The organism is Vibrio sp. B183 (assembly GCF_000740665.1).
In the GTDB taxonomy this organism is placed as follows: Bacteria; Pseudomonadota; Gammaproteobacteria; order Enterobacterales; family Vibrionaceae; genus Vibrio; species Vibrio coralliilyticus.
Genome location: NZ_JPQB01000005.1, coordinates 97,747 through 119,908 on the forward strand (window position 1 = coordinate 97,747; position 22,162 = coordinate 119,908).

The following is a 22,162-nucleotide window of genomic DNA, read 5'->3' on the forward strand; positions in this document are numbered from 1 at the left end:
GATCTTTATTCAAAGCTTATTGTTTGGGCTACAGATTAAATACAAGAAGAAATATAAAATTTTTATAGCAACACTCCTCCATGTGGATATTAAAATCTAAAAACATAAATTTTCTTTAGCAACAGCTTTTCCATAATTGCTCTTTTAAATAGCACACTTTTATTTATCACAAGCCCCAAATTAAAACCAATAAATTTGAAAATCAATCACCTTTAACATAACCAACCGCAATCTATAAAATAACCATCGTTGCAATTATTAAATTACTTACGTCAATAACGTCAAAATAATAATATATCGTTCCGTAATGAAAGTATCAGCCCACCTTTGCAGACAATCGAAAGCCACTATCAATAACGTCATCATTGACCTTAAGGAAGTCACAAAAGAGTTGAAGCTTTACCCTCATCTTTACGAAGCAAAATCATTCTTCAAATCAATTTTCAAAACCATCTTGATTTACATAACCAGTAGAATAAAAAATAGGATAACAATAACTAATAGATTTATCATATATCTCAATCATGTATAAATTAAAGCCAGCCCATAAATCATTACAAAAATATATAATTAGCCAACACATTAATTTAAATGGCGTGTACATTTAAATTACGTTAATTACCAATCTAAGGTTTAATTACTTTAAATAAATATTTAAATTTTTTAAGTTAAAATAGATAAGCATCTAAAAATCAGTCTATTAGCTCAGTTCTAGTTCATTAAGAATAATGAGGACGCATCTAATGCAATTAAATAAGAAAAAGGCAGTATTGCAGCTGAGTTTACTCACTGCAGCACTGAGCAGTGTTTATGTTACCCCAGTTGCAGCACACGGATATATGGTCTCACCCCAAGACTATGCCTATAGCTGTTATGAAGGGACAACAAGTGACCCTACGCTATGTAGTGACACGGTTAAGAATCAAAAGAACGAGATTAACCAAGGCAACGCAGCTGGCGATCATCAAGCCGTCATTAACAATGAAGAACTTTGTTCAGCTTCTAAAGGCGGTGAATATGCAGTACTTGATATTCCAAGTGCTAATCGCTACTCCACAACAATTGAGCTGGATACTAACGGCGAATTTGAAGTCACCTATAAGCATACAGCCAAACACAAAACTTGGTATTGGGACCTGTTTCTTACTCGCAACGGTTTTAACCCAGACACAGACAAACTAACCTGGGGAGATTTAGAGCGTCTTACTGTCATTGATGGTGAAGGTAAAGAAGCGGATGACTACATAACTTATAAAGTGAAGTGGCCAGAAGGGAAGTCGGGCAAACACATTATCTATCAAGTTTGGCAGCGCCCCCATCCTACCCACAAACCGCATGATGAATTAGGCCCGCCACCACAAGATGTTTGGGATAGCGCAGAAGCGTTTTATAGCTGTGCCAACGTTATCGTCGGTGATCACGAACCAGGTCCAGATGAATCACCGTGGGTGAAAAATGAAGACTTTGCGACTGAAACTATCGAAGTCTCTCCCGGCGATCAAGTCAAAGCTCGCTTGATGTATAAGGGCTATGAGGACTTCGAAGTCCTGCAAGATATCACTGCGGAGAACGAGAATAACGAACATTGGAAGATTGACTTAGCTGAGTCTATCAACAACAACGCTACAATCTCACAATACGTTCAAGTCGGTGTATTAAACGACGATGATGAAATCATCCTTAGTGATGATCCATCAGAGAATAACATCTACTATACCAGTGAAAATTGGTCGCACTTGATTGAAAAAGTCGATCAAGATACGTCCATCGAATGGTCGAACAAAGAAGCTGAATATGAGCTGACACCTGGAGAAACACTGTCTATTCCCGTTGAAATAGAAGTAATTAATGGTAAACAGGACGTTTACTCCTACACTGCGATACTAAGAACTGTAGGCGGTGAAAAACCTGAGCAAATCATTGAGGGCACAACTGAAAACCCAGCCTCTTTCGAAATCAGTGTGTTAGGAGACTACAGCGTTCGTATCCACAGCCAAGTTGATGGCTCGCATGAGCAAGCCACCTACGAGTTCTCTGTAGTTGAAGAACAAGGCGAGATCGAATATGACTACCATTACCCTGAAGGCTTCGGCAGCTACGTGGCAGGTGATGTCGTCAAGTTTGATGGAGAAGGCATCTACGAATGTTACGGAGACTGGGCAGCAAACTGTAATGACGAACAGTTCTTACCTGGTGTTGCGATTGACCCAGGCTGGGTTGATCAACAGTGGAGAAAGTTAGACTAAGCGATGAAAGCCACCTGCTTGCAGGTGGCTTACTCCTTCTAAGCCCTCTTCCATGAACTTATTTATCAAGGCTTTATTGCCATTATTACTGGGGCTGCTGACAACATCAGCCCTTGCGGAGAGCATTAGTGCTATTCAAGAGCTTGGCCGTCACCTGTTCTTCGATACCCAGTTATCACTTAAGGGCAATCGAAGTTGTGCGCTTTGCCATTCCCCAACTCATGGCTGGAGCAACACGTTTACACAAACGATAAATATTCATGGCGAACCCGACACGTTAAACACTCCCTCTTTGTTGAACATTTCTCAGCAAACCGTGTTTTCCCTTACCAATCCTAGCCGGACCAAAGTTGAAATGGCCATCACAACCCCTATGTTTTCAATTGATCCATTGGAAATGGGGCTGACGCCTGACTTGCTTCTTTCTCGATTAAAGAAAAGCGCTTCCTACTCTGAATTGTTTGAACAAGCCTATGAAGACAATGACATTACCTTAGAGCGTGTCGTTCATGCGCTTAAACATTACCTCACACTGATTGAAAGTCGGAATACGAGATTTCATCGGTATCTTGGCGGAGAAGAACAAGCTCTGACAAGCGAGGAACAGGAAGGCTTTCGATTGTTTAATAGCGTACGATTACAGTGTTCACGCTGTCATGGCGGAGCTTTACTCAATCAACCTGAGGCCACAATTAGCCAATACCAGAATACTGGCCTTTACGGAATCAGCCGACAAGGAGAACCCCCACATTACCCTGCTACAGAGCCGGGGTTGCGCCGTCACACCAACGATCATCAAGATGACGGCAAGTTTCGGGTTCCCTCGTTAATTAATGTCGCGAATACAAGCCCTTGGGCGCATGATGGTAGCGTGCAATCTTTAGCGTCTGTGATTGATAACTATGCAAGAGGCGGCAGAGAAACAACCTATGGATCCAATCAGGGAGATGGCTTCCACCATCCCAATAAAAGCTTCTTAATCAACGGATTTAGCCTAACTCGCAGCGAGAAGGCTGCGCTCATTGCATTTCTGCATTCTCTATCCGTTGAAGATGATTGGACACGCCACCCATTCAATTCTCCATTTTGCGTCTCGAATGATAAGCAAGCTAACACCAGTTCTGACGGCGCTTGTTCACCCACTCAACATACCCAAGAGCATCCAAAATGAACCTGAAAACAATTACCAAGATTGGCTTGTTGGCCACAGTAATACTTCCCGTCGCACAATCCTATGCGGATATGAACTCTGCTCGAAACAAACATTTTGCGAGAGAATATCTCACTCTATGCGAAACCCCAGCTGAACCTGTAGAAACGGCCAACACCCCCGATGAGGCAGCTCAGCAAAGCCTGCGCGTTTCAAAACCGTTTGCAAAAACACTGACGCTAAATGAACAAGGACTTGCCTACCTGAATTTGTCGATAGAAAACTGGGACGAAAAGTTGGTGTTATTCCATAGCACACAAGCCAACATTGAAATTAAAGGCGCCGACGTTACGGGCGAAAACATTACTAACCAACATTGCGATAAACCGGATATGACCATCAGCCATATCAATACCCATGAATGGGGTAGCTATCCGGTTAAGGTTTCAGGCAAGCCTAATCAACGTATTACGATTAAGTTTTACCGTGAACAAAATCGTTAAGCTTAATAGCGAGCCATCAGGCTCGCTATTAACTCGTAGGTTGCCGGTAATTGTGAGTCGTTAAGTTGACGACAAAGCAATTAAATACACTTCAGAAAATATTTAGCCCAAAGACACCTTTAATATCAAAGAGTACTTTTTCCGTTTTGCTTCTAGAGATTTGACTTCCTTTCTTCAATATATCAATTAGTTGCTCCTTGTCGTTTAAATAATCGGCTCTCCTCTCTCTTATCGGTCGTAGCAAATCTTGTAAGCATTCCTCTAGTACTTTTTTTGTTTGACCGTCACCAAGGCCACCACGTCTATAATGCTCTTTTAATTGGTTGACATAATTCTCATCTGGATGAAAAGCATCAAGATAGGTAAATACAACATTACCTTCAATTTTGCCTGGGTCTTCAACTCTTAGATGGTTAGGATCCGTGTACATTGAATTTACTGCGGTTTTGATTTCTTTTTCAGTAGAACCAAGATTAATGGTATTCCCCATCGTCTTAGACATCTTATTTTTGCCATCTGTACTCGGTAAACGTGGTGCGTTACTTAACAAAGGCCGACACTCATTCAAAACAGTTAGCCCTGCCAGAGAGTTAATCTTTCTCACTATTTCGTTAGTTTGTTCAAGCATTGGCAACTGGTCATCACCAACAGGGACTAAAGATGCATTAAATCCCGTTATATCAGCAGCTTGTGAGATTGGGTAGGTTAGAAATCCAGCTGGAATTGATCGTTCGAACCCTTTGTTTTGGATTTCATTTTTCACTGTCGGATTACGTTCTAAGCGACTGATAGAGACAAGATTACTGTAATACATAGTCAGCTCAGCAAGAGCGGGCAACTGAGATTGAAGACAGATAGTTGTTTTAGAAGGGTCGATACCAACAGCCAGATAGTCTGCAACGACATTTAGAATGTTAGACGAAACTTTTTCGGGGTTCTGAGCGTTATCGGTAAGTCCTTGCATATCAGCAACAAGGATCGTTTGGTCATGAGTTTCCTGTAGAGCTACACGCTGCTTTAAAGAACCAACATAATGACCCAGATGCAAAGGGCCTGTGGCTCTATCGCCAGTTAAAATGATTTCTCGTTTATCAGTACAGTGATTTTTTGTGTTCATGAGAATATCCCCTTAGTGAAAACAGATCGCTACTGGAGATATAAAAGAGATTACAGTCTTAGCTACCTACCAGCAGCTTAAGAATGTAAGAATCCTGAGCCGCTCTAATTAGAGCGCCACCAGAAGAAGAATGATGTAGACGTTGAATTAATTTTCATTGAGACAATCTAACAATAATCCGATTGGGACTCAACTCTCTCAGAGCAATTTAAGGTTTAATTCTCTTGTGATTAAATCCTGACTTTTAACCATCGGTTTTCTTATTTTTGTTAGTGTGAGAAAGAATGTGCGATTTAAATAAGGCGCGCTATGACCAAAGTAAGCTCAAAAGTACCCGATGAACAGCATGCAGCCCTTCTGATGTATTCATCAGAAGGGCTACGATTATGAATATGCACTACGAACGCTCAAATACAATCGTTTTGTCGTTATACATGAACACGCGTTTCTCAACGTGATATTGAATAGCTCGGCCTAGTGTGAGTGATTCAACATCCAACCCTTTTCGCGCCAAATCTTCTGGGTAATAAGTATGATCAACCGTCTCTAACCCTTGAGTGATAATTGGCCCTTCATCAAGATCATCACTTACATAGTGCGCAGTTGCACCAACCAGTTTAACGCCCTTGTTGTATGCCTGATGATAAGGTTTAGCCCCTTTGAAGCCAGGCAATAGCGAGTGATGAATATTGATTGCTCTGCCAGACCAGCGGCTGCACATATCGTGCGAAAGAACCTGCATGTAACGTGCAAGTACCAGCAGTTCACAGTCTGTTTCGTCCAACACTGATTGTACTAATGCTTCCTGTTGAGGCTTGGTCTCCGCCGAAATAGGAAAATGGTGGTATGGAATATCATGCCACTCGACCAGAGATTGTAGGTCCGGGTGATTGGAAATCACCGCCTTGATGTCGACTTTAAGGTTACCCGTGCGGTAGCGGTAAAGCAGATCATTTAGGCAGTGATCATACTTAGAAACCATAATCACGACTTTTGGTCGATAATCGGAAGGTGTTAATTCCCAGTCCATATCAAACTCTGAAGCACGCGCTGAAAATGCCGCCTCAAAGGATGCTCGGTTTAGCTCTTGGCCGTTTTGTACACTGAACACTGCGCGAATGAAGAAACGTTCGTTTAGAGTGTCGTCAAATGAGTTTAACTCTTTGATGTAACATTCAAATTCTAGTAAAAATCGTGTAACTACATCGACGGTCCCTGCTCTACTCGGGCAACTAGCGGTTAAAATATAAGTTTTCATCTCTTTTCCTAACGCCGTATTAACCAGCTTTTGTTTCTCATTTTTCATGCAGCGCCCTAGATTACGCAACATGAGTATCACCTTATTTTAAAGAGATTTGGCGCTAAAGCTTTAATACGACTCCATATTCTTGACCGGCATCCACTAACCAACTCCCAGCCATTGCGTTGGTGACTTAGCATGGTATATAGCCAACGACTTTCTAGAGATAACCAAACTACATAACACTGTTAACCGTTTCACATCAAAGGTGATGTAAAGAGAACCAATTGATGACGGAACATACAGAAGAAACACCGTCTGTTGATAGATTCTCATTGTGTTTTTCTGAACCACAAAGGCTTGTTATATAGCTGCTTTAGCCCTATTTATCTAATAAAAACAAGGCTTGAAAAGATTGATCTTGTTGAATTGACATCAAGTTGGAGGACAACGCCTCAAGCATTGCTTCGTATACGAAATTTCCCATACTAATACGCTTTACACCAATCGTTTTCAGTTCTGTGAAACTAGGTAATTCCGGAACACACATGACATTTATCGGTAATGATGTACTCGCCACGACGGCTTCAATATCATCAACGTTTCTAATACATGGTAAAAAGATCCCATCAGCACCGGCTTGTTGATAGCTGCTGATTCTCTCGAGGCTCACTTCGAGAGGCTCCTTAACGTTTAGCAAAAATGCATCACTTCTAACATTAATGAAAACGTCTATGCACGAGTCGCTGAGCAGTTCTCTCACCTGTTTCAACATGTCCGCAAACAACGCACCATCGCAAAGACACCTTTCACCTTCTACCATGACACTGTCTTCGATGTTTATGCCAACTACACCAACTTTCACCAGTTCAATAATGTTCTTTGCGATGGCTTTAGGCGTGTCTCCAAACCCCGACTCAATATCAACGGTCACTGGCAAATTAGTCGAACTCACAATAGCTTTTACAATGAACAACAAATCTTCGTACTGGATGTTTTCTCCGTCTTCCTTTCCGAGGCTTTTTGCAATCGCTGCACTTGAAGTACCAAGAGCTGAAAAACCAATATTCTCTGCGATCGTTGCACTAGCGGCATCCCATACATTACATATAACCAGTGGGCCTTCCGCTCGATGCATACTCTTGAACATGTCTGATACTCCTATATAGTTCCGTACTTAATGATTCAGACAAATGTTAACAACGCACTTGTCATAACGAACGCCACTTTCGGAACTGAACGTTAAAGATTAAATAATCACTGGTCTGTTACTTCACGCTGCGCTAAAGCCCCCCTAAGCCAAACGAGATTTCTAACCTGAAAATAGCGTCAACGAAGTGACTAAATCTCTACGTTCTCCCCTGATAGTGATACAATCTCCGCATCAAAATTATCGAGAAACTCTATGTTTATCCACCATGTAAACGGCATCAACTGGCTGGTGATTACCGCTTTTGAAGAACTCAAACCTATATTTATCGAAGATGCCGGTACGATCCCTTCTTGCTTCTCTATCTCCAGTGAATTGAGCCTGATTGATCAAGCTAAGCGCGCCTATGGATATTTGCCAAAACTCAGCGGCGTAGTCACTGATACCGGCACGTTTCAAAGCCAGAATAACGAAGAAGATTTAAACCCACAGCTTGCTTGTCTGGTTGAGGGACGTGGTCGGGTATTTATCTATCACGGCGGCTTTGTCGCTTTTGTGGAAGACGAGCAAACCTTTATTACCCGAATGGACTGAAAATTATTCAGTAAGTTGAAATCGGCGAATTGAATGGATCCCTATCCTAGCTTCAACAAGAAAAGCTATGCTGCCGTTAGCTAACGAGCGGTATCCCTGGCAAGGAATGAAGCATACTGGTCTCTATGACTGAGGGTGACGACGCAAGTGAATCGTCGGGCTCAATGTAGTTATTAATGGTTGTTTCGCCATGTGCGTACTTAACGACAGCCTATCCAACATATAAGATCAAAAAAGCGAGCACCAAGCTCGCTTTTAACTATATGATTTTATGAGTTATTACAGTAACTCAACCGACTGCTGTGCAATCACAAATTCTTCATTGGTAGGAATAACCATAGCCACGGCGTCGAGTATGTCAGACTTAGCGATTATACCGGCACTGCCAAAACGTGCTTCTTCATTCCCTTTTTCGTCTTCGATAAAACCAAGTAGCTTGAGATTATTGAGGATTTCTCGACGGATAGGCAACGAGTTTTCACCGATGCCGCCAGTAAAGATGATCGCATCTAACGATTCAAGAGGAATAAGATATGAGCCGATGTACTTAGCGACGCGATAAGTGAAAACTTCAAAAGCCAGTTTGGCACCTTCATGGCCATTTTCCATTGCTTCCAAAATGCCGCGAGCGTCAGAAGTTAAGCCAGACACACCAAGGAAACCAGACTTCTTATTCAACGTTTCGAAGACTTTTTCCTGACTCCAGCCCTTCTTCATCAAAAACTCGATAATACCTGGATCTAGGTCACCAGAGCGTGTACCCATCATCAAGCCTGCCAGTGGCGTAAAGCCCATCGATGTATCGACAGATTGTCCATTACTGATTGCACAAACAGATGCACCATTACCTAAATGCACAGAGATAAAGCTGGATTGCTCAACAGGTTTACCTAACATTTTAGCCGCTTCACGACTGACGAAGTAATGACTGGTGCCGTGGAAACCATATCGGCGGATGCCGTATTCCTTGTACAGTTCGTTTGAAATCGCACCAGTAAACGCCTTTTGAGGCATTGTTTGGTGAAACGCTGTGTCAAAGACAGCAAACTGAGGAAGGCTTGGGAACGCTTGCATTGAAGCTCTGATTCCCTTTGCGCCTGCTGGGTTGTGGAGCGGTGCCAGGTCAGACAAGGTTTCAATTTCAGCCAAGACTTCGTCGTCGATACGAACTGTTGAAGTGAACTTTTCGCCACCGTGCACGATTCGATGTCCCACAGCAACCAGATCCTGAGTAAAACCTAATAACTCCATCAGGCCAACAATTCGGTTAATCGCGTGTTGATGGTGGTTGTCTGGAGCAGTGATGGCCTCCTCTGTTTTCTCACCCTTATATTTCCAGCCGATGACTGCTTCGGAGAGGCCAAAGCATTCCCCTAATCCAGTTATGACAGCCTCACCAGTGACGGAATCGATAACCGCGAATTTAAGAGAAGAACTACCAGAGTTGATAACCAGCACAAACGAGTTAGACATGGAGTGTATATCCTGTTTCAGACCGAATTTTGAAAGCAAAATGCTTTTTGTTGTGTGCTTTACATTATTCAATATTTTTTTAATGATTCAATTTTATTTTAATCACAACCTCAATCAAAACGATTTTTTGTTGATCTAACGCAATCTGCGATTTAATTCGAGCAATGAACTTATTGTCAGTTTTATAAATATGCGATCCAGACCTACACTAAACTCTAACAAATGAACGTTATGAAATAAGCAAACTGTGTTTCTATGGTTTAAATCGTGTCGGCGTTAGCAATTTTTCTGGTTATATCAGGCATCATCATTTTATTAGCGGGATACATTCCAGCTAACAAAATTTGTCGAAAGATAAAACACGTAGGCTGGCAGGTACTAAGTTACCTTATCATCGGGTTTGTTGTCGGCTATACCTTTGTTTTAGGGTCAATTTTCGCCAATCCAGACGTCACACCCGTCTTGTTTAGCTTATGTATTATTCTGTTTAGCGGCAGCGTATTCGTGTACATGGTCACCACTTATAGCTTGCAAAGTATTGAGCAACTTCACTTACTTGCTGATGAGGAAAAACACAATGCACTGCATGATTCGTTAACCGCCCTACCAAACCGGAAGCACTGTATTGAGACCATCGAACTACTTATCGAATCAGACAAGCCCTTTGATCTGATGCTGCTTGATATCGTCAACTTCAAGCAAGTTAACGACGGTATGGGTCATTTTTGTGGGGACCAGTTACTCATTCAGATTGGCCAACGAATTTCCTCGTTGCTTAAAAAAGAAGACTTTATTGCTCGTATTGGTGGCGATGAATTTGTCATCATATGCCTTGATAGTAATGAAGCCAGCGCAAAAGCACTGGCGAAGGAGATTGACGTCGAACTGCGCAAACCATTCGCCATTGATGGATTTGAACTTAGTACAGGTGCCGTCATAGGGTTGAGTGAATTTCCACGGCACGGAGACGATGCAGAACAAGTCATCCATGCCGCAGACGTAGCGATGTATTGGGCTAAAAAATCAGGCCATTTAGTGGCATGCTACGACGACAAAATGAGTCAGGGGGCAAAACGTAAGTTACGTATTGCGAGAGAAATAGACGCCGCGCTGCTACACGATGAGTTTTGCGTTTATTATCAGCCAATCCTATGTGGAACGAATGCGTTTGTCTGCGGTTATGAAGCCTTGATACGCTGGCTAAAGCCAGATGGCACGCTAGTCAGCCCTGTAGAATTCATTCCCGTTGCCGAACAAAGCAACAAAATCACATCTATTACCAGTTGGGTGCTTGATCAAGTCTCAGCGGACATTGAAAAGCTCAAAAAGAATGGAATTGACTGCCCTGTTCACGTCAATCTATCAGCCAAAGACTTAATGGGGAACAACCTCAAGCGTCAGCTGGAAAAGCTGATTCAGATTTATCCTGATATTACCGAAACACTCATCTTAGAAATCACAGAAAGCACGGCGATTAATCGATTGAGAAGCCCAGAAAAATTGCTAGAAAGCCTGAAAAGTCTTGGATTTAAAATCAGCTTAGATGATTTTGGTACTGGTTACTCTTCTCTGTCACTGTTACGTGATTTGCCTGTTGATCAAATCAAGATTGACCGTTCATTCCTATATCAATTGGAAACCAATCAGCGGAATGGCTCTATTGTCTCTAATGCCATAGCGCTGGCACATGGTTTAGGCTATACCGTCGTTGCTGAGGGTGTTGAAGATGAGCGAGTATTGAACATGCTTAGACATTATGGCTGCGACTATATTCAAGGCTTTTTCTACAGCCCTGCACTGAAGATTGATGAAGCTATCCGTTGGACACAGAAGCACAATCCCCCCCAAATTGTCGAATTGGCTAAACAGCCTTAACAATCCATTCGAGATGAATAAGAACATAGACAACTCGCCAACTACCAATGCCTCCAAGAAGATGTTTGGCTTCCCAACAGCAGAGGTTAAGTCTTAGATACTAATGGATAAGTCGTATCTTCATATTGTTGCGCTTTGTGATGACTTATTTACTAAGTAAACAGCTTATGGCTATTAGGTATCGTTTTCATGATTGAATCGTCGAATTTATCACTGAGCAATTTCCACTCGATATCACCAAATTACGACCAATAAGCCCCACCCATGAGTAACAAAATGTATCTATAAAAAATACAAATATAAAAAAATATAACGGTATCAATTCATTGTTATTTAAGGGTTTTCTTTCCCTCTAACTTTTTATTTTATTTTTTGAAGAACCAAGGAACTTTCACAGTAGAGTCTTTCGCATCGTGTATTCACGAGCAAACATCAAGCCAACTAACTGGCTAAATAATATGGACTTTATTATGAAAAAAACGATTTTAGCTGTTGCAATCGCTTCCCTATCTGCCACTTCTTACGCTGTTGAGCTATACAACAACGATGGCACCACTTTCGCTATTGGCGGTCACGTTTCTGTAAACGTTAACGGCTCAGAGCAAGGTCACACTGACGTAGGCACAAACTCTCCACGTATCAACTTTAACGCTACTCAGGACATCGGCCATGGCTTCACAGCAGACGCAAAAGGTGAATGGGCGCTTAACTACCTAGATGGTGGCGATCAGACATTTACTACTCGTCTTGGTTATGTGGGTATCACTCATGAAGAACTAGGTCGCGGTGTTGTAGGTACTCAGTGGGCGCCGTACTACGACGTCGCTGGTGTAGCTGATATGCCAATCGCGTTCGCTAACGAATTTATCTACGACGATCACGGAATCCTTGGTACTGGACGTGCTGACAAGATGGTGAGCTACCGCAACGGTTTTGATTTCGGTGAAATGGGTAGCCTGTCGTTCGGTCTAGGCTGGCAGGGTTCTAAAGACGAAGTGAATACAGAAGTGACTCCTAACGTTACGACTGTATACGATGACCGTGGTCAGATTGCTTTGACCTACGCTATCGCTGATTTCGGCTTAGGTTACACATTTAACACTGGTGACTTCACAACAGGTACTTCAACAAAAGAAACAGCAGAATCTCACCTAGTGTCTCTTAAGTACGGTACTTACGGCAACGGCCTATACCTAGCGGGTGTCTACGGTTCAAATGAATACATGAACTACAACGGCTCAGCTCTGCTTGTAGAAAGTGATGCATACGAAGCACTGGCATCTTACGCATTCGAAAACAGCCTTAACCTAATCGTGAACTACGAACAAGTTGAAGGTAAAGAAACTAAAGGTGGTTCAACGGTGACAGCACGTGAAGAAATGGCGCTACAAGCTGAGTACAACTTCACACCTAAGTTCATTGGTTACACGGCGTACCAATTCGACCTGAAAGACGAAACAGGCTACAACTCTGATGACAAATGGGTTATCGGTGCTCGTTACTACCTGTAACTCTTAGAAAAACTGTCCTATTCCTGGCGTAGAATACGCATGCCAGTTTTTGCTCACTCCCGTCGGAGTGAGCTTTTTCCGTTTCTGACGCTAAAAAGTTTGGCGTAAGGATCATAAAGTAGTACAACTGAATAGAGATGTTTCAGCGCACGCAACGCTATCTGTGGCAGAGGTACACCATGAATATAGGCTCCGTGGCAAAGCTCACCGGATTATCCAGTAAATCCATTCGTTTGTATGAAGAAAAAGGCGTCATTACTCCCCCAACTCGCAGTGATGCGGGTTATCGCGAATATGGCGAGCAGCACGTTCAGGAGCTTAATCTGGTTTCCCGAGCAAAAAATGCCGGGTTCTCATTAGCAGAATGCAAAGAGTTTGTGGAGTTAGCTCATAACCCAAAACGCAAAAGCCGCGAAGTGAAAGCCAAAGCTCAGGAAAAGCTCAAAGAAGTTGAATTAAAAATTAGAGAGCTACGTGAAATAGAGAAACAACTAAAAGGTTGGGTTAATGCCTGCCCCGGTGATGAAAATAGCGATTGTCCGATCATAGAAGACCTGACCAAGTAAAGCTCACAAACGGCTGTTGTTTTTCTTAACCTTTTCAACAACCCACCATGAAGTACATCCTCAGATCATGTAACATTGAAAGACTACACTGTTACTTCGGATGTCTTCATGGAAGCAGAATTACTGGAAATAAAGAATTTCCTCTCTCAGCACCCACCTTTTGATGAGCTCGAAGATGAAGTGCTCAACTTCGTTACCAAGCATGTTGAAATTTCTTATTTTCGTGAGGATACGCCAGTCATCCACTTTGGCGACGAAATCCACGATTTGTACATGGTTCGCAGTGGTGTTGTTGAAGTTTATCGGCGCAAAGGTGAACTCTACAACCGACTGGATGGAGGTGCGCTGTTCGGGCAAATGGGCCTGCTCACCAATAACAAAGTACGCTTTCCAGCCAAAGCGACCAAAGATACATTGTTGTACTGCATTCCTGAAGCAGTTTTCCAGGAGCTCTATGACAATCACGAAACCTTTGCAGATTTTGTTGAAGTTGAAGATACCGCCCGACTTCGCCAAGCCGTTTCAAGCACCAATGAGCAAAATGATCTGACCACATCCAAAGTACGCACGCTCCTCACCGGTGACGCTCCATTTTTGGAAAAGACAGAAACCATTCAGAATGCAGCGATCAAAATGGCTGAAGAAAATGTCTCTTCACTATTGATCATCGACCCCGATATTCTTGAAGACAACGAAGAAGATAACTCACCACTTGTCGGCATCATCACCGACCGAGATCTGTGCACCCGAGTGTTGGCTGAAGGTCTGGATGCTAACGATGAAGTGTCCAGCGTGATGACAACTGAGGTCATTTCCCTTGACCATAATGCGTACGTTTATGAAGCGATGCTTACCATGCTGCGTTACAACGTGCATCACCTGCCTGTTTTAAAAGACAAGAAGCCTATTGGCATCATCGAAGCCACAGATATCGTCCGCTACGAATCTCAAAACTCTTTACTCCTAGTTAGCAGCATCTTCCAGCAGCAATCGATCGAAGAGCTTGCGTCACTATCTGAGCAGGTAAAAGACAGCTTCGTACGATTGGTCAACGAAGATGCGAATTCTCACATGGTCGGCAGTGCAATGTCGGTGATTGGTAAGAGCTTTAAACAACGAATTATTGAACTGGCCGAAGAAGAGCTGGGCGACCCCCCTATCCCATACTGCTTTCTCGCTTTAGGCTCTATGGGCCGAGACGAGCAAATTCTGGTCACCGATCAGGATAACGCCATCATTCTCGATAATTCCTATGTTAAGGAAGAGCACGACGAATATTTCTCAGCGCTGGCAAAGAAAATCTGTGATGGATTAAACGAATGCGGTTACACCTATTGTACAGGTGATATCATGGCCACCAATCCAGAATGGCGAATGACCCGAAGCGAATGGGAAGAGTGTTTTGCCGACTGGATTGACGACCCGAACCCGAAGGCCCTATTAAATGCCTCCATCTTCTTTGACTTAGTGGGTGTATATGGACGCCTGAAATGGGCAGAACAACTCAATGGGTTTATTGTCAGACGTTCACGCAAAAATAATCGCTTCCTAGCCTGCCTGGCTCGTAACGCCATGAATCGAACTCCACCACTCGGTTTCTTCAAAGATTTTGTGATGGAGAAAGATGGCCAACATAAAAACTCTATTAACCTCAAGCGTCGCGGCACTGCACCACTTGCCGACTTAATTCGCGTCCACGCATTAGCGGTAGGATCTCGTTCTACCAACTCCTTTGAACGCTTAGATGATATTCACGAAGCCGGCATTTTACCTAAAGGCAAAGCACGCGACTTACGAGACGCGCTTGAGTTTATTTCCATGGTGCGAATTCGTCACCAAGCACTCGATGTAGAGAATCAGATCGAGCCTGATAACAATATCGAACCGGAGAATTTATCTGATTTCGAACGACGCAACTTGAAAGATGCTTTCCAAATCCTGAGTAACGCACAGAATTTCCTTAAATTCCGTTACCAAGCCAGCAACAACTTTAAGTAGGTGAACGATGTTCAAAAATATGATGCGTGCACCAGCGATTGATTGGGAAAAGAAGTTTCAGGCGAAACAACAGACTAGCCGAAATGACTCACTCAAGCGTTACTACAGCGCTGGAGTTCCAAGTGCCGAGACCAATCTGGAAGATGTGACCTTTCTAGCGATGGACTTTGAAACCACTGGTTTAGATTCGGAGCAGGATGACATCATCACCATTGGGACGGTGCCGTTTAATCTCAATAGAATCTTTATTAATCAAGCTCATCACTGGACGGTACGCCCTCGTCAGCAATTGGCAGAAGAATCCGTCATCATTCATGGTATCACCCACAGTGATATTCTTGACGCGCCGGACTTATCGGAAGTATATGATCAAGTTTTGCAGCAGATGGCAGGCAAAGTCATGGTGGTGCATTATCAGCGAATTGAGCGAGAGTTTTTTGATCGAGCACTCAAGGATCGAATTAATGAAGGGATTGAGTTTCCTGTCGTCGATACCATGCATATTGAAACGCTTTATCAACAACGCCTGCGCGGTGGTATTCTCAATAAGGTATTAGGTAAGAAGCCTGATTCAGTCAGACTTGGCGCCAGTCGTTCGCGTTACGGGTTGCCTCCCTATACTCCCCACCATGCCTTAACAGACGCCGTGGCAACCGCAGAGCTACTTCAGGCGCAAATTGCGCATCATTACGAGCGCACAATGAAACTCAATCAGATTTGGTTGTGAGTCAGCATTCGATACAAAAAAAGGGACGATAAATCGTCCCTTTTTCAATTTCATCATTTCAATTAGCGATCGTATTTTTCAGTGCGCATGCCCATCAGCAGGCTGACACACATCATCAACAATACAAAGGTGAATGGTAACGCAGTTGAAATGGCACCCGCCTGTAGCGCCTGAACCGCTTCAGTACCGCCAACCCATAAAAGAGCAACTGCAATTGCACCTTCCATAAAGGCCCAGAATACACGCTGAAGTACAGGTGCATCGACTTTACCACCGGCAGTAATGCTATCGATAACCAACGAGCCCGAGTCAGATGACGTAATAAAGAAAACTAAAACCAGAATCACCGCGATGATTGAAAGAACAGTACCGAAAGGCAGTACGTCAAACATCTGGAACATTGCTAGCGAAACATCCGTCAGACCATTTGCACCTAGCTCACCAATGTTGTTAACCACTTGGTCAATCGCAATACCGCCGAATACTGACATCCAAAGCAGCGTTACTGCTGTTGGAACTAACAGAACTGCTGTCATAAACTCACGTACTGTACGACCTTTAGATACGCGTGCGATGAACATACCTACGAATGGCGACCATGAGATCCACCACGCCCAGTAGAATACTGTCCAGCCTTGGAACCAAGCTTCATCCTGACGTCCATGAGGGTTACTTAGCGGAATGATATTCTCGACGTAAGCCATTAGTGTTGTGCCAATATTGCCAAACGCCACCGCATAACCAATCAGAGCAACCAGAATCAGTAGCAAGAATGCTACGATCATGTTGATGTTACTGATAACCTTTACACCACCATCAATACCACGAACTACTGATACCACAGCCAGTAAAGTTACAACCGTAATCACAACGATCTGTAGACCCATACCTGCATCTAGGCCAAATACATGATGGATGCCGCTCGCTGCCTGCTGTGCGCCCAAGCCAAGGGAAGTAGCAAGACCAAACAACGTCGCTAATACCGCTAAGATATCAACAATATGGCCAGCCCAACCCCAAGCACGGTCACCAAGAATTGGATAGAAAATAGAACGGATAGAAAGCGGCAAACCTTTGTTATAAGCAAAGAACGCCAAAGACAGAGCAACAACACCGTAAATAGCCCAAGGGTGAAGACCCCAGTGGTACATTGTTGCGCCCATCGCCAGTTTCGCAGCTTCGGGGGTGTTGGCTTCAACACCTAACGGTGTTTCAAACCAGCCTGTGTAGTAAGCAACTGGCTCAGCAACACTCCAGAACATCAGACCGATACCCATGCCCGCAGCAAAAAGCATCGATAGCCAAGAGATGAATGAGTAATCAGCCGTCGCATCTTGACCACCAAGACGTATTTTGCCCAATGGGCTTACAATTAGCGCAAGACAAAAAACAACAAAAATGTTTCCAGACCAGATAAATAGCCAATCAAAGCTTCCGATGATTTGAAACTTCAGACCATCCAGCAACGATTTTGCAGACTGCGCATCCATCACCAACACAGCGAACAGGAATAATCCGATGAATCCGGCACTCACACCAAATACGGGGTTATGAACATCAAACCCCCACTTCTGTACATTATCTTGTCCGATGGTGTAATCGGTACTATCGATACTGTACTTGTCTATACCTTTAGTCATCTTTCCTCTCTTGATGAATATTCTTCCCTAATCAAGTCTTCAGATAGAAAAATCGTTAGTGATAAAAACAATTTAATCTATATCAAGACTTGATCGACTAAACACCATTGTACGCCTAGATACAGATCATTCCAGTAAATCACTATTATTTGACCACTTTTTGGACGAATACGAATTCAAGAGCCTACTATTCACACAACAATCAACTATCTCTCACCCCATATTCATTTTGACTTCTAAACATTTGAGAACATCACATTTACACAAAAAAATTTCTTCTCAAATCTCATAACTATTCATTCCCTCACTAATATGAGAAATAAGTATGATATTTATGAGTTTTCAGGCTTCATTTCGCGGGAATTTTCATGTATTTTCTCGCCTCCAAACGCTTCGCTCATTAAGGATTAACATTGGAAAAGCACGAAGAAGTTCTTATCTCTATTCGACAGATTATCCGCGCCATTGATCTGCACTCGAAAAGACTAAGTAAAGAGTCTGGGTTAACAGGCCCACAACTGATTCTTATGCGCTCAATAAGAGAGCTTGGAGAAGTGACGATTCGAGAGCTTTCTAACCATACGAATATGAGTCAAGCGACAGCAACGACAATATTGGATCGCTTAGAGCGCCAAGAGCTTGTCAAGCGTGTACGCAGCGTTCAAGATAAGCGAAAGGTTCACGCACACCTTACTGAAAAAGGGCTGGCAGTCCTCGACCAAGCGCCAATGCCTTTGCAGCAAAACTTCATCAATAAGTTTCAGCGACTGGAAGAATGGGAACAATCACTGCTTCTTTCTTCGGTGCAACGTATCTCCTCAATGATGAATGCTGAGGATATCGATGTAGCACCTGTACTTGAGCTAGGAAGTATTACTAAGCCAGAATAACCACCCGCACCAGAATTGATTTAGCAACACTTTAGGCTTACTTTTTATAAAGGCGTAAAGGACAGCCAAAGGTGTTGCATGGTGAAAAACGAGACGCTTCAGACCCGACAGAGTGATGCTATCCTCGACATCAGACAACAGAAACAAGTTCTGAAATTCATCGCCGCTATTACGCTCATTTTCTTCGTTCCACTCGGAATCAAAAATCTTCTCATTGGTGAAACCATGCTCGGCGCTGTATTGCTAGCGTTTGAGATTACCTTGCTTCTTGAAATTGCTGCCATTATCTATAACAAGGTCGGCCTCTTCGGGCATTTTATCCCTTTGGCTCTTCTCGTTACCTCAATCATTATGGCAGTGAACATCTTTGGCACATTGGCCACTTACTGGGTGTTCCCCATCATCATTAGCATTGTATTTCTTCTGCCAGCTCGCACTGCCACCATCGCGAATATCGTGATGTGTCTAGGTTGCACCATCGCTGTATTGCCTCATCAGGAGTTATCAGAAACATCCCGCTATGCATTTTCATTACTCGCGACCGCGGTCATTGTCCATGTAGTTGTGAAAGCGGTCAGGCAGCTACAAACCGACCTTCGCTACTTGTTAGTGAGGGATCCGATGACCGGCGCTTACAACCGACACCAATTACAGAGCTCACTAGAGAACATTCGCCAGCTCTATACAACCTCGTCAATTGCGCTTATTGATATCGACAAATTTAAAACGATTAATGACCTCTATGGGCACGATGTCGGTGACCAAGTCATTACGCAGGTGGTAGAAATTATTGATGCCGAAACCGAACACTCAACCATGTTGTTTCGTTTAGGGGGCGATGAGTTTCTTTTGTTGTTCCCTCAAGCCGATCAATATGCCGTTGAATCTTCAATGGAAGCAATCAACCGCGCCGTCAAAGAGAGCGACTATCCACAAGAAGCCAAAGTGACCCTCAGTTCAGGAGTGGCGGAGTTCCAACCCTTTGAAACTATCGAAGACTGGGTCAAACGCGCTGACATTGCACTTTACCAATCAAAAAGCCTGGGACGCGACCGTGTTTCACTGTTTTCCCAACCAGATCGTGTGGACAATAACAATCAGAGCACTTATCAGCGCGCGTCTCGCTAATTAGTTGAATATGGGCAGTTGTCGAGCTTCTTTGACCTGTCGAATTGCCAAGTGTGTATGGATATCCTTAACATTTTCTAAGCGCTGGATTTTACGTGTAAAGGCTTCGTACCCAGCCAGATCATGACTGACAACTTCCAAGAGGTAATCATAAGCACCAGACACAACGTGGCAACTCACCACTTCCTCCATATCCCGAACAGCTTGCTCGAAGTCATCGATAGAAGAGGCTTGGTGGTTACTTAGGCTGACCTCGACAAATACCGTCATCCCAACCCCAACCTTATCTTTACTTAAGCTTGCACGGTAACTGGCGATCACTCCCTCTTCTTCAAGCCGTTTAATCCTTCGAGCACAAGGGGAAGGTGACAAACCGACTTTGTCGGCAATATCTGCTGTCGACTGACGGGCATCCTTTTGTAACAACATCAAGATGTGTTGATCGATCCTATCCATGGTTCACGCCTCTAAATAGCAATTTTCATTCATAAGTTAGCTGATTCAGCTAATACTCATATTGTTATTAGTTAACTTTGCCATATTTGGTCTTAAGAAACGACTCATAATTACTAACACCAAATTAATATACTAACAACGTTATGATCTCAGGTTACTTGGCAATGGCTGCCACACTGCTGCTCTGGTCTGGCTTTTTTCTTTCACTTCGTGGTGGCGCACATTCGGAGCTCACGACAGCAGATATCGCGTTAGCTCGATTTCTCATCCCTTGTATCGTGCTGCTCCCTTTGGTACTTAAATCAATAAAACTCATTCAAAAAGTACCGAAGCGCTACATGCTAGGGATGTTTGTTGGCTGTGGTTTGCCTTATTTGTTGGTTGCCGGGACAGGCATGCAGCTGGCGCCAGTTTCCGACGGCAGCGCGTTAATACCGGGCACACTGCCACTTTTCGTGTCAGGCATCGCGGTAGTGCTATTTCGACAACCGTTAAGCTCTCACCGTATTTTGGGACTTATGCTAGTGCTCGGTGGCATCGCCGCTTTTCTCTTTCAAGGCTTTGGACACTCTGGCAATGGCTTATTGACCGGATACGTTCTGTTCCTGTTGGGGAGCATGATGTGGGCAACGTTTACTATTTGCGCGCGAGTTTCTAATCTGAACCCTTTAGTTGCCGCGGGAGTTATTTCGTTACTCTCCACACTCGGATTAATCACCCTTATCGCCAGTGGTATGCTCAAGAGTCATTTAATCGTGACCAGTTTGGCCGATTGGCCATGGAAAGAGCTCGCGGGTCATATCACCCTACAAGGCATTGGTGCGGGTCTGGTTGCTGCATTTACCTATTTACATGCGATTTCAGTATTGGGCGCTGAGCGTACTGCTGCGTTTGGTGCTGCAACGCCCGCGATAGCAACATTACTTGCTATCCCTGTGTTCAATGAGCAGCCCACTTTATTGGGATGGTTTGCGCTTGGAATGGTGTGTGTTGGCAGCTTGATCGCCAGTAATATATTTATGAAGCAAGACACTTCTCTGCTGTATCAGCCGCCAAAATTTAAATGATTCGAGGGATCAGCGTTAAACTGGGAACGAGAACACACAGAACGTAAATCTGGCGCGCAAGAGCTTTGTTCTCCATTTTGATAAGGAAGGGAGAAGCGATAAACATAGAAACTAGAACGTGCAGTGCCATATTAGTGACAAACTGTTCCAGTACAAGCGTAAACAGCAACCAGATCCCGATCTGTAGGCGGGAGATACGAATTTTAATTCCTAGCCCTACGATAAAGACTGAAGCTGCAAGCGAAGAAATCATCAACAAAACTACTTTTTGATATTAATTATCATTTGCAACAAATACTAGTGGGAATCATTATCAAAAACAACTGATTTTTTGTTGTTACACGCAGAGTCCGGTATAGTCTGCAGCGAAATTTCTTTGCTCGGATGACCATTTTGAAAACCCCCTGTATCGCTGCATGCAAAAATAATGGTGGAATATGTAGCGGTTGCCATCGAACCATTGATGAAATCGTCAACTGGCGTCACCTTTCAGATGATGAAAGAGACACCGTTATGGATGCGCTTCAAGGAAGCACCACAAGCCATACCTGCCCTTCCTGTGGTGAGCCAGCCCAATGCGACATCAGCGCGGGTAAAAACACCTGCTGGTGTTTTTCTCTCGAAAAGCGAGATACATCTTCTCTCCCGTCCAATGAATCTTGCTTGTGTAGAAAGTGCCTCAACCAACTGCCTCTAGAATAATTATTCGTTCAGTAGCCTCTCAAATTTGGATTAGTTTATCTAATCCAAATCATAGAAAATAATCTTGCTTAAGATCACACTTTTCAATTGCACGCAAACCAATCTCCTTCTAATATTCTGCGCCTAATT

At 43.5% G+C, this 22,162-nt stretch carries 20 protein-coding genes; 13 read left to right on the forward strand and 7 right to left on the reverse strand.

The genetic code is table 11. The annotated features are described in order from the left end of the window. Positions 1–743 precede the first annotated feature (743 nt). From IX95_RS06100 to IX95_RS06110, 3 genes are read left to right on the forward strand one after another with little or no spacing between them, the layout of a single operon-like run. Entirely contained in the window at positions 744–2,246 is a 1,503-nt protein-coding gene (locus IX95_RS06100) for a lytic polysaccharide monooxygenase (RefSeq protein WP_038157872.1), read from the forward strand. A 52-nt stretch (positions 2,247–2,298) separates the two neighbouring features. Then, the gene (locus IX95_RS06105; protein ID WP_051912485.1) at positions 2,299–3,417 is read left to right on the forward strand and encodes a cytochrome-c peroxidase; all 1,119 of its coding nucleotides are present in this window, start codon (positions 2,299–2,301) and stop codon (positions 3,415–3,417) included. Further along, on the forward strand, positions 3,414–3,899 hold the full coding sequence (locus IX95_RS06110) for a hypothetical protein (protein WP_038157874.1): 486 nt from the start codon (positions 3,414–3,416) through the stop codon (positions 3,897–3,899). The genes IX95_RS06105 and IX95_RS06110 overlap by 4 nt, the downstream gene beginning before the upstream one ends. A gap of 91 nt (positions 3,900–3,990) precedes the next feature. Here IX95_RS06110 and trpS read toward each other — a convergent pair whose 3' ends face one another. From trpS to IX95_RS06125, 3 genes are all read right to left on the reverse strand, one after another. Then, entirely contained in the window at positions 3,991–5,016 is a 1,026-nt protein-coding gene (trpS, locus tag IX95_RS06115; RefSeq protein WP_038157876.1) for a tryptophan--tRNA ligase, read from the reverse strand. A gap of 397 nt (positions 5,017–5,413) precedes the next feature. Then, positions 5,414–6,346, reverse strand: a complete 933-nt coding sequence (gene purU / locus IX95_RS06120) for a formyltetrahydrofolate deformylase (RefSeq protein WP_006960806.1) — start codon at positions 6,344–6,346, stop codon at positions 5,414–5,416. A 292-nt stretch (positions 6,347–6,638) separates the two neighbouring features. Next, entirely contained in the window at positions 6,639–7,406 is a 768-nt protein-coding gene (locus IX95_RS06125) for an isocitrate lyase/PEP mutase family protein (protein ID WP_038157879.1), read from the reverse strand. Between the two features lie 255 nt (positions 7,407–7,661). Between IX95_RS06125 and IX95_RS06130 the strand changes: the two genes are divergently transcribed. Further along, positions 7,662–8,000 carry a hypothetical protein gene (locus IX95_RS06130; protein ID WP_038157882.1) on the forward strand — a complete coding sequence of 113 codons (339 nt, stop codon included), beginning with the start codon at positions 7,662–7,664 and terminating at the stop codon, positions 7,998–8,000. 279 nt (positions 8,001–8,279) lie between these two features. On the opposite strand, the gene IX95_RS06135 is transcribed toward IX95_RS06130, so the two are convergent. Further along, on the reverse strand, positions 8,280–9,473 hold the full coding sequence (locus IX95_RS06135; RefSeq protein WP_038157884.1) for an acetate/propionate family kinase: 1,194 nt from the start codon (positions 9,471–9,473) through the stop codon (positions 8,280–8,282). A gap of 267 nt (positions 9,474–9,740) precedes the next feature. Between IX95_RS06135 and IX95_RS06140 the strand changes: the two genes are divergently transcribed. From IX95_RS06140 to IX95_RS06160, 5 genes are all read left to right on the forward strand, one after another. Beyond that, positions 9,741–11,348 (forward strand): putative bifunctional diguanylate cyclase/phosphodiesterase, encoded by a 1,608-nt coding sequence (locus IX95_RS06140; protein ID WP_038157887.1) that lies wholly within the window; start codon positions 9,741–9,743, stop codon positions 11,346–11,348. 470 nt (positions 11,349–11,818) lie between these two features. Continuing rightward, positions 11,819–12,859: a porin gene (locus tag IX95_RS06145; protein WP_038158500.1), complete on the forward strand. Its 1,041-nt coding sequence runs from the start codon at positions 11,819–11,821 to the stop codon at positions 12,857–12,859. A gap of 179 nt (positions 12,860–13,038) precedes the next feature. Beyond that, positions 13,039–13,425 (forward strand): Cu(I)-responsive transcriptional regulator, encoded by a 387-nt coding sequence (gene cueR / locus IX95_RS06150; RefSeq protein WP_038158501.1) that lies wholly within the window; start codon positions 13,039–13,041, stop codon positions 13,423–13,425. 108 nt (positions 13,426–13,533) lie between these two features. Continuing rightward, on the forward strand, positions 13,534–15,423 hold the full coding sequence (locus IX95_RS06155) for a DUF294 nucleotidyltransferase-like domain-containing protein (protein WP_038157889.1): 1,890 nt from the start codon (positions 13,534–13,536) through the stop codon (positions 15,421–15,423). A gap of 7 nt (positions 15,424–15,430) precedes the next feature. Then, positions 15,431–16,150, forward strand: coding sequence for a 3'-5' exonuclease (locus tag IX95_RS06160; RefSeq protein ID WP_038157892.1), 720 nt, complete (start codon positions 15,431–15,433; stop codon positions 16,148–16,150). Between the two features lie 62 nt (positions 16,151–16,212). On the opposite strand, the gene IX95_RS06165 is transcribed toward IX95_RS06160, so the two are convergent. Continuing rightward, positions 16,213–17,790, reverse strand: coding sequence for a BCCT family transporter (locus tag IX95_RS06165; protein WP_006960794.1), 1,578 nt, complete (start codon positions 17,788–17,790; stop codon positions 16,213–16,215). Between the two features lie 413 nt (positions 17,791–18,203). Between IX95_RS06165 and IX95_RS06170 the strand changes: the two genes are divergently transcribed. Together IX95_RS06170 and IX95_RS06175 are read left to right on the forward strand one after the other, a co-directional pair. Further along, on the forward strand, positions 18,204–18,680 hold the full coding sequence (locus IX95_RS06170) for a MarR family winged helix-turn-helix transcriptional regulator (protein ID WP_006960793.1): 477 nt from the start codon (positions 18,204–18,206) through the stop codon (positions 18,678–18,680). A gap of 78 nt (positions 18,681–18,758) precedes the next feature. Next, entirely contained in the window at positions 18,759–19,808 is a 1,050-nt protein-coding gene (locus IX95_RS06175) for a GGDEF domain-containing protein (protein ID WP_038157895.1), read from the forward strand. Here IX95_RS06175 and IX95_RS06180 read toward each other — a convergent pair whose 3' ends face one another. Continuing rightward, complete coding sequence (locus IX95_RS06180; protein WP_006960791.1) at positions 19,809–20,264, reverse strand: Lrp/AsnC family transcriptional regulator; 456 nt, start codon at positions 20,262–20,264, stop codon at positions 19,809–19,811. It lies immediately after the preceding gene. Positions 20,265–20,428: 164 nt separating this feature from the next. Between IX95_RS06180 and IX95_RS06185 the strand changes: the two genes are divergently transcribed. After that, positions 20,429–21,331 (forward strand): DMT family transporter, encoded by a 903-nt coding sequence (locus tag IX95_RS06185; RefSeq protein WP_038157897.1) that lies wholly within the window; start codon positions 20,429–20,431, stop codon positions 21,329–21,331. Here IX95_RS06185 and IX95_RS06190 read toward each other — a convergent pair. Then, a complete protein-coding gene (locus IX95_RS06190) occupies positions 21,324–21,584 on the reverse strand; it encodes a hypothetical protein (RefSeq protein WP_038157899.1) in 261 nt (86 codons plus the stop codon). The two genes, IX95_RS06185 and IX95_RS06190, sit on opposite strands and share 8 nt — an antisense overlap. Before the next feature lie 140 nt (positions 21,585–21,724). On the opposite strand from IX95_RS06190, the gene IX95_RS06195 reads away from it, so the two are divergent. Continuing rightward, a complete protein-coding gene (locus tag IX95_RS06195; protein ID WP_080555938.1) occupies positions 21,725–22,033 on the forward strand; it encodes a cysteine-rich CWC family protein in 309 nt (102 codons plus the stop codon). Positions 22,034–22,162 lie beyond the last annotated feature (129 nt).

What these genes read in the sequence shown, in the direction of transcription:
- cueR (WP_038158501.1), top strand. Translation starts at nt 13,039, where the DNA reads ATGAATATAGGCTCCGTGGCAAAGCTCACCGGATTATCCAGTAAATCC.
- IX95_RS06175 (WP_038157895.1), top strand. Translation starts at nt 18,759, where the DNA reads ATGGTGAAAAACGAGACGCTTCAGACCCGACAGAGTGATGCTATCCTC.
- IX95_RS06100 (WP_038157872.1), top strand. Translation starts at nt 744, where the DNA reads ATGCAATTAAATAAGAAAAAGGCAGTATTGCAGCTGAGTTTACTCACT.
- IX95_RS06185 (WP_038157897.1), top strand. Translation starts at nt 20,429, where the DNA reads ATGGCTGCCACACTGCTGCTCTGGTCTGGCTTTTTTCTTTCACTTCGT.
- IX95_RS06180 (WP_006960791.1), bottom strand. Translation starts at nt 20,264, where the DNA reads ATGGATAGGATCGATCAACACATCTTGATGTTGTTACAAAAGGATGCC.
- IX95_RS06110 (WP_038157874.1), top strand. Translation starts at nt 3,414, where the DNA reads ATGAACCTGAAAACAATTACCAAGATTGGCTTGTTGGCCACAGTAATA.
- IX95_RS06160 (WP_038157892.1), top strand. Translation starts at nt 15,431, where the DNA reads ATGTTCAAAAATATGATGCGTGCACCAGCGATTGATTGGGAAAAGAAG.
- IX95_RS06105 (WP_051912485.1), top strand. Translation starts at nt 2,299, where the DNA reads ATGAACTTATTTATCAAGGCTTTATTGCCATTATTACTGGGGCTGCTG.
- IX95_RS06190 (WP_038157899.1), bottom strand. Translation starts at nt 21,584, where the DNA reads ATGATTTCTTCGCTTGCAGCTTCAGTCTTTATCGTAGGGCTAGGAATT.
- purU (WP_006960806.1), bottom strand. Translation starts at nt 6,346, where the DNA reads ATGTTGCGTAATCTAGGGCGCTGCATGAAAAATGAGAAACAAAAGCTG.
- trpS (WP_038157876.1), bottom strand. Translation starts at nt 5,016, where the DNA reads ATGAACACAAAAAATCACTGTACTGATAAACGAGAAATCATTTTAACT.
- IX95_RS06145 (WP_038158500.1), top strand. Translation starts at nt 11,819, where the DNA reads ATGAAAAAAACGATTTTAGCTGTTGCAATCGCTTCCCTATCTGCCACT.
- IX95_RS06130 (WP_038157882.1), top strand. Translation starts at nt 7,662, where the DNA reads ATGTTTATCCACCATGTAAACGGCATCAACTGGCTGGTGATTACCGCT.
- IX95_RS06165 (WP_006960794.1), bottom strand. Translation starts at nt 17,790, where the DNA reads ATGACTAAAGGTATAGACAAGTACAGTATCGATAGTACCGATTACACC.
- IX95_RS06125 (WP_038157879.1), bottom strand. Translation starts at nt 7,406, where the DNA reads ATGTTCAAGAGTATGCATCGAGCGGAAGGCCCACTGGTTATATGTAAT.
- IX95_RS06135 (WP_038157884.1), bottom strand. Translation starts at nt 9,473, where the DNA reads ATGTCTAACTCGTTTGTGCTGGTTATCAACTCTGGTAGTTCTTCTCTT.
- IX95_RS06155 (WP_038157889.1), top strand. Translation starts at nt 13,534, where the DNA reads ATGGAAGCAGAATTACTGGAAATAAAGAATTTCCTCTCTCAGCACCCA.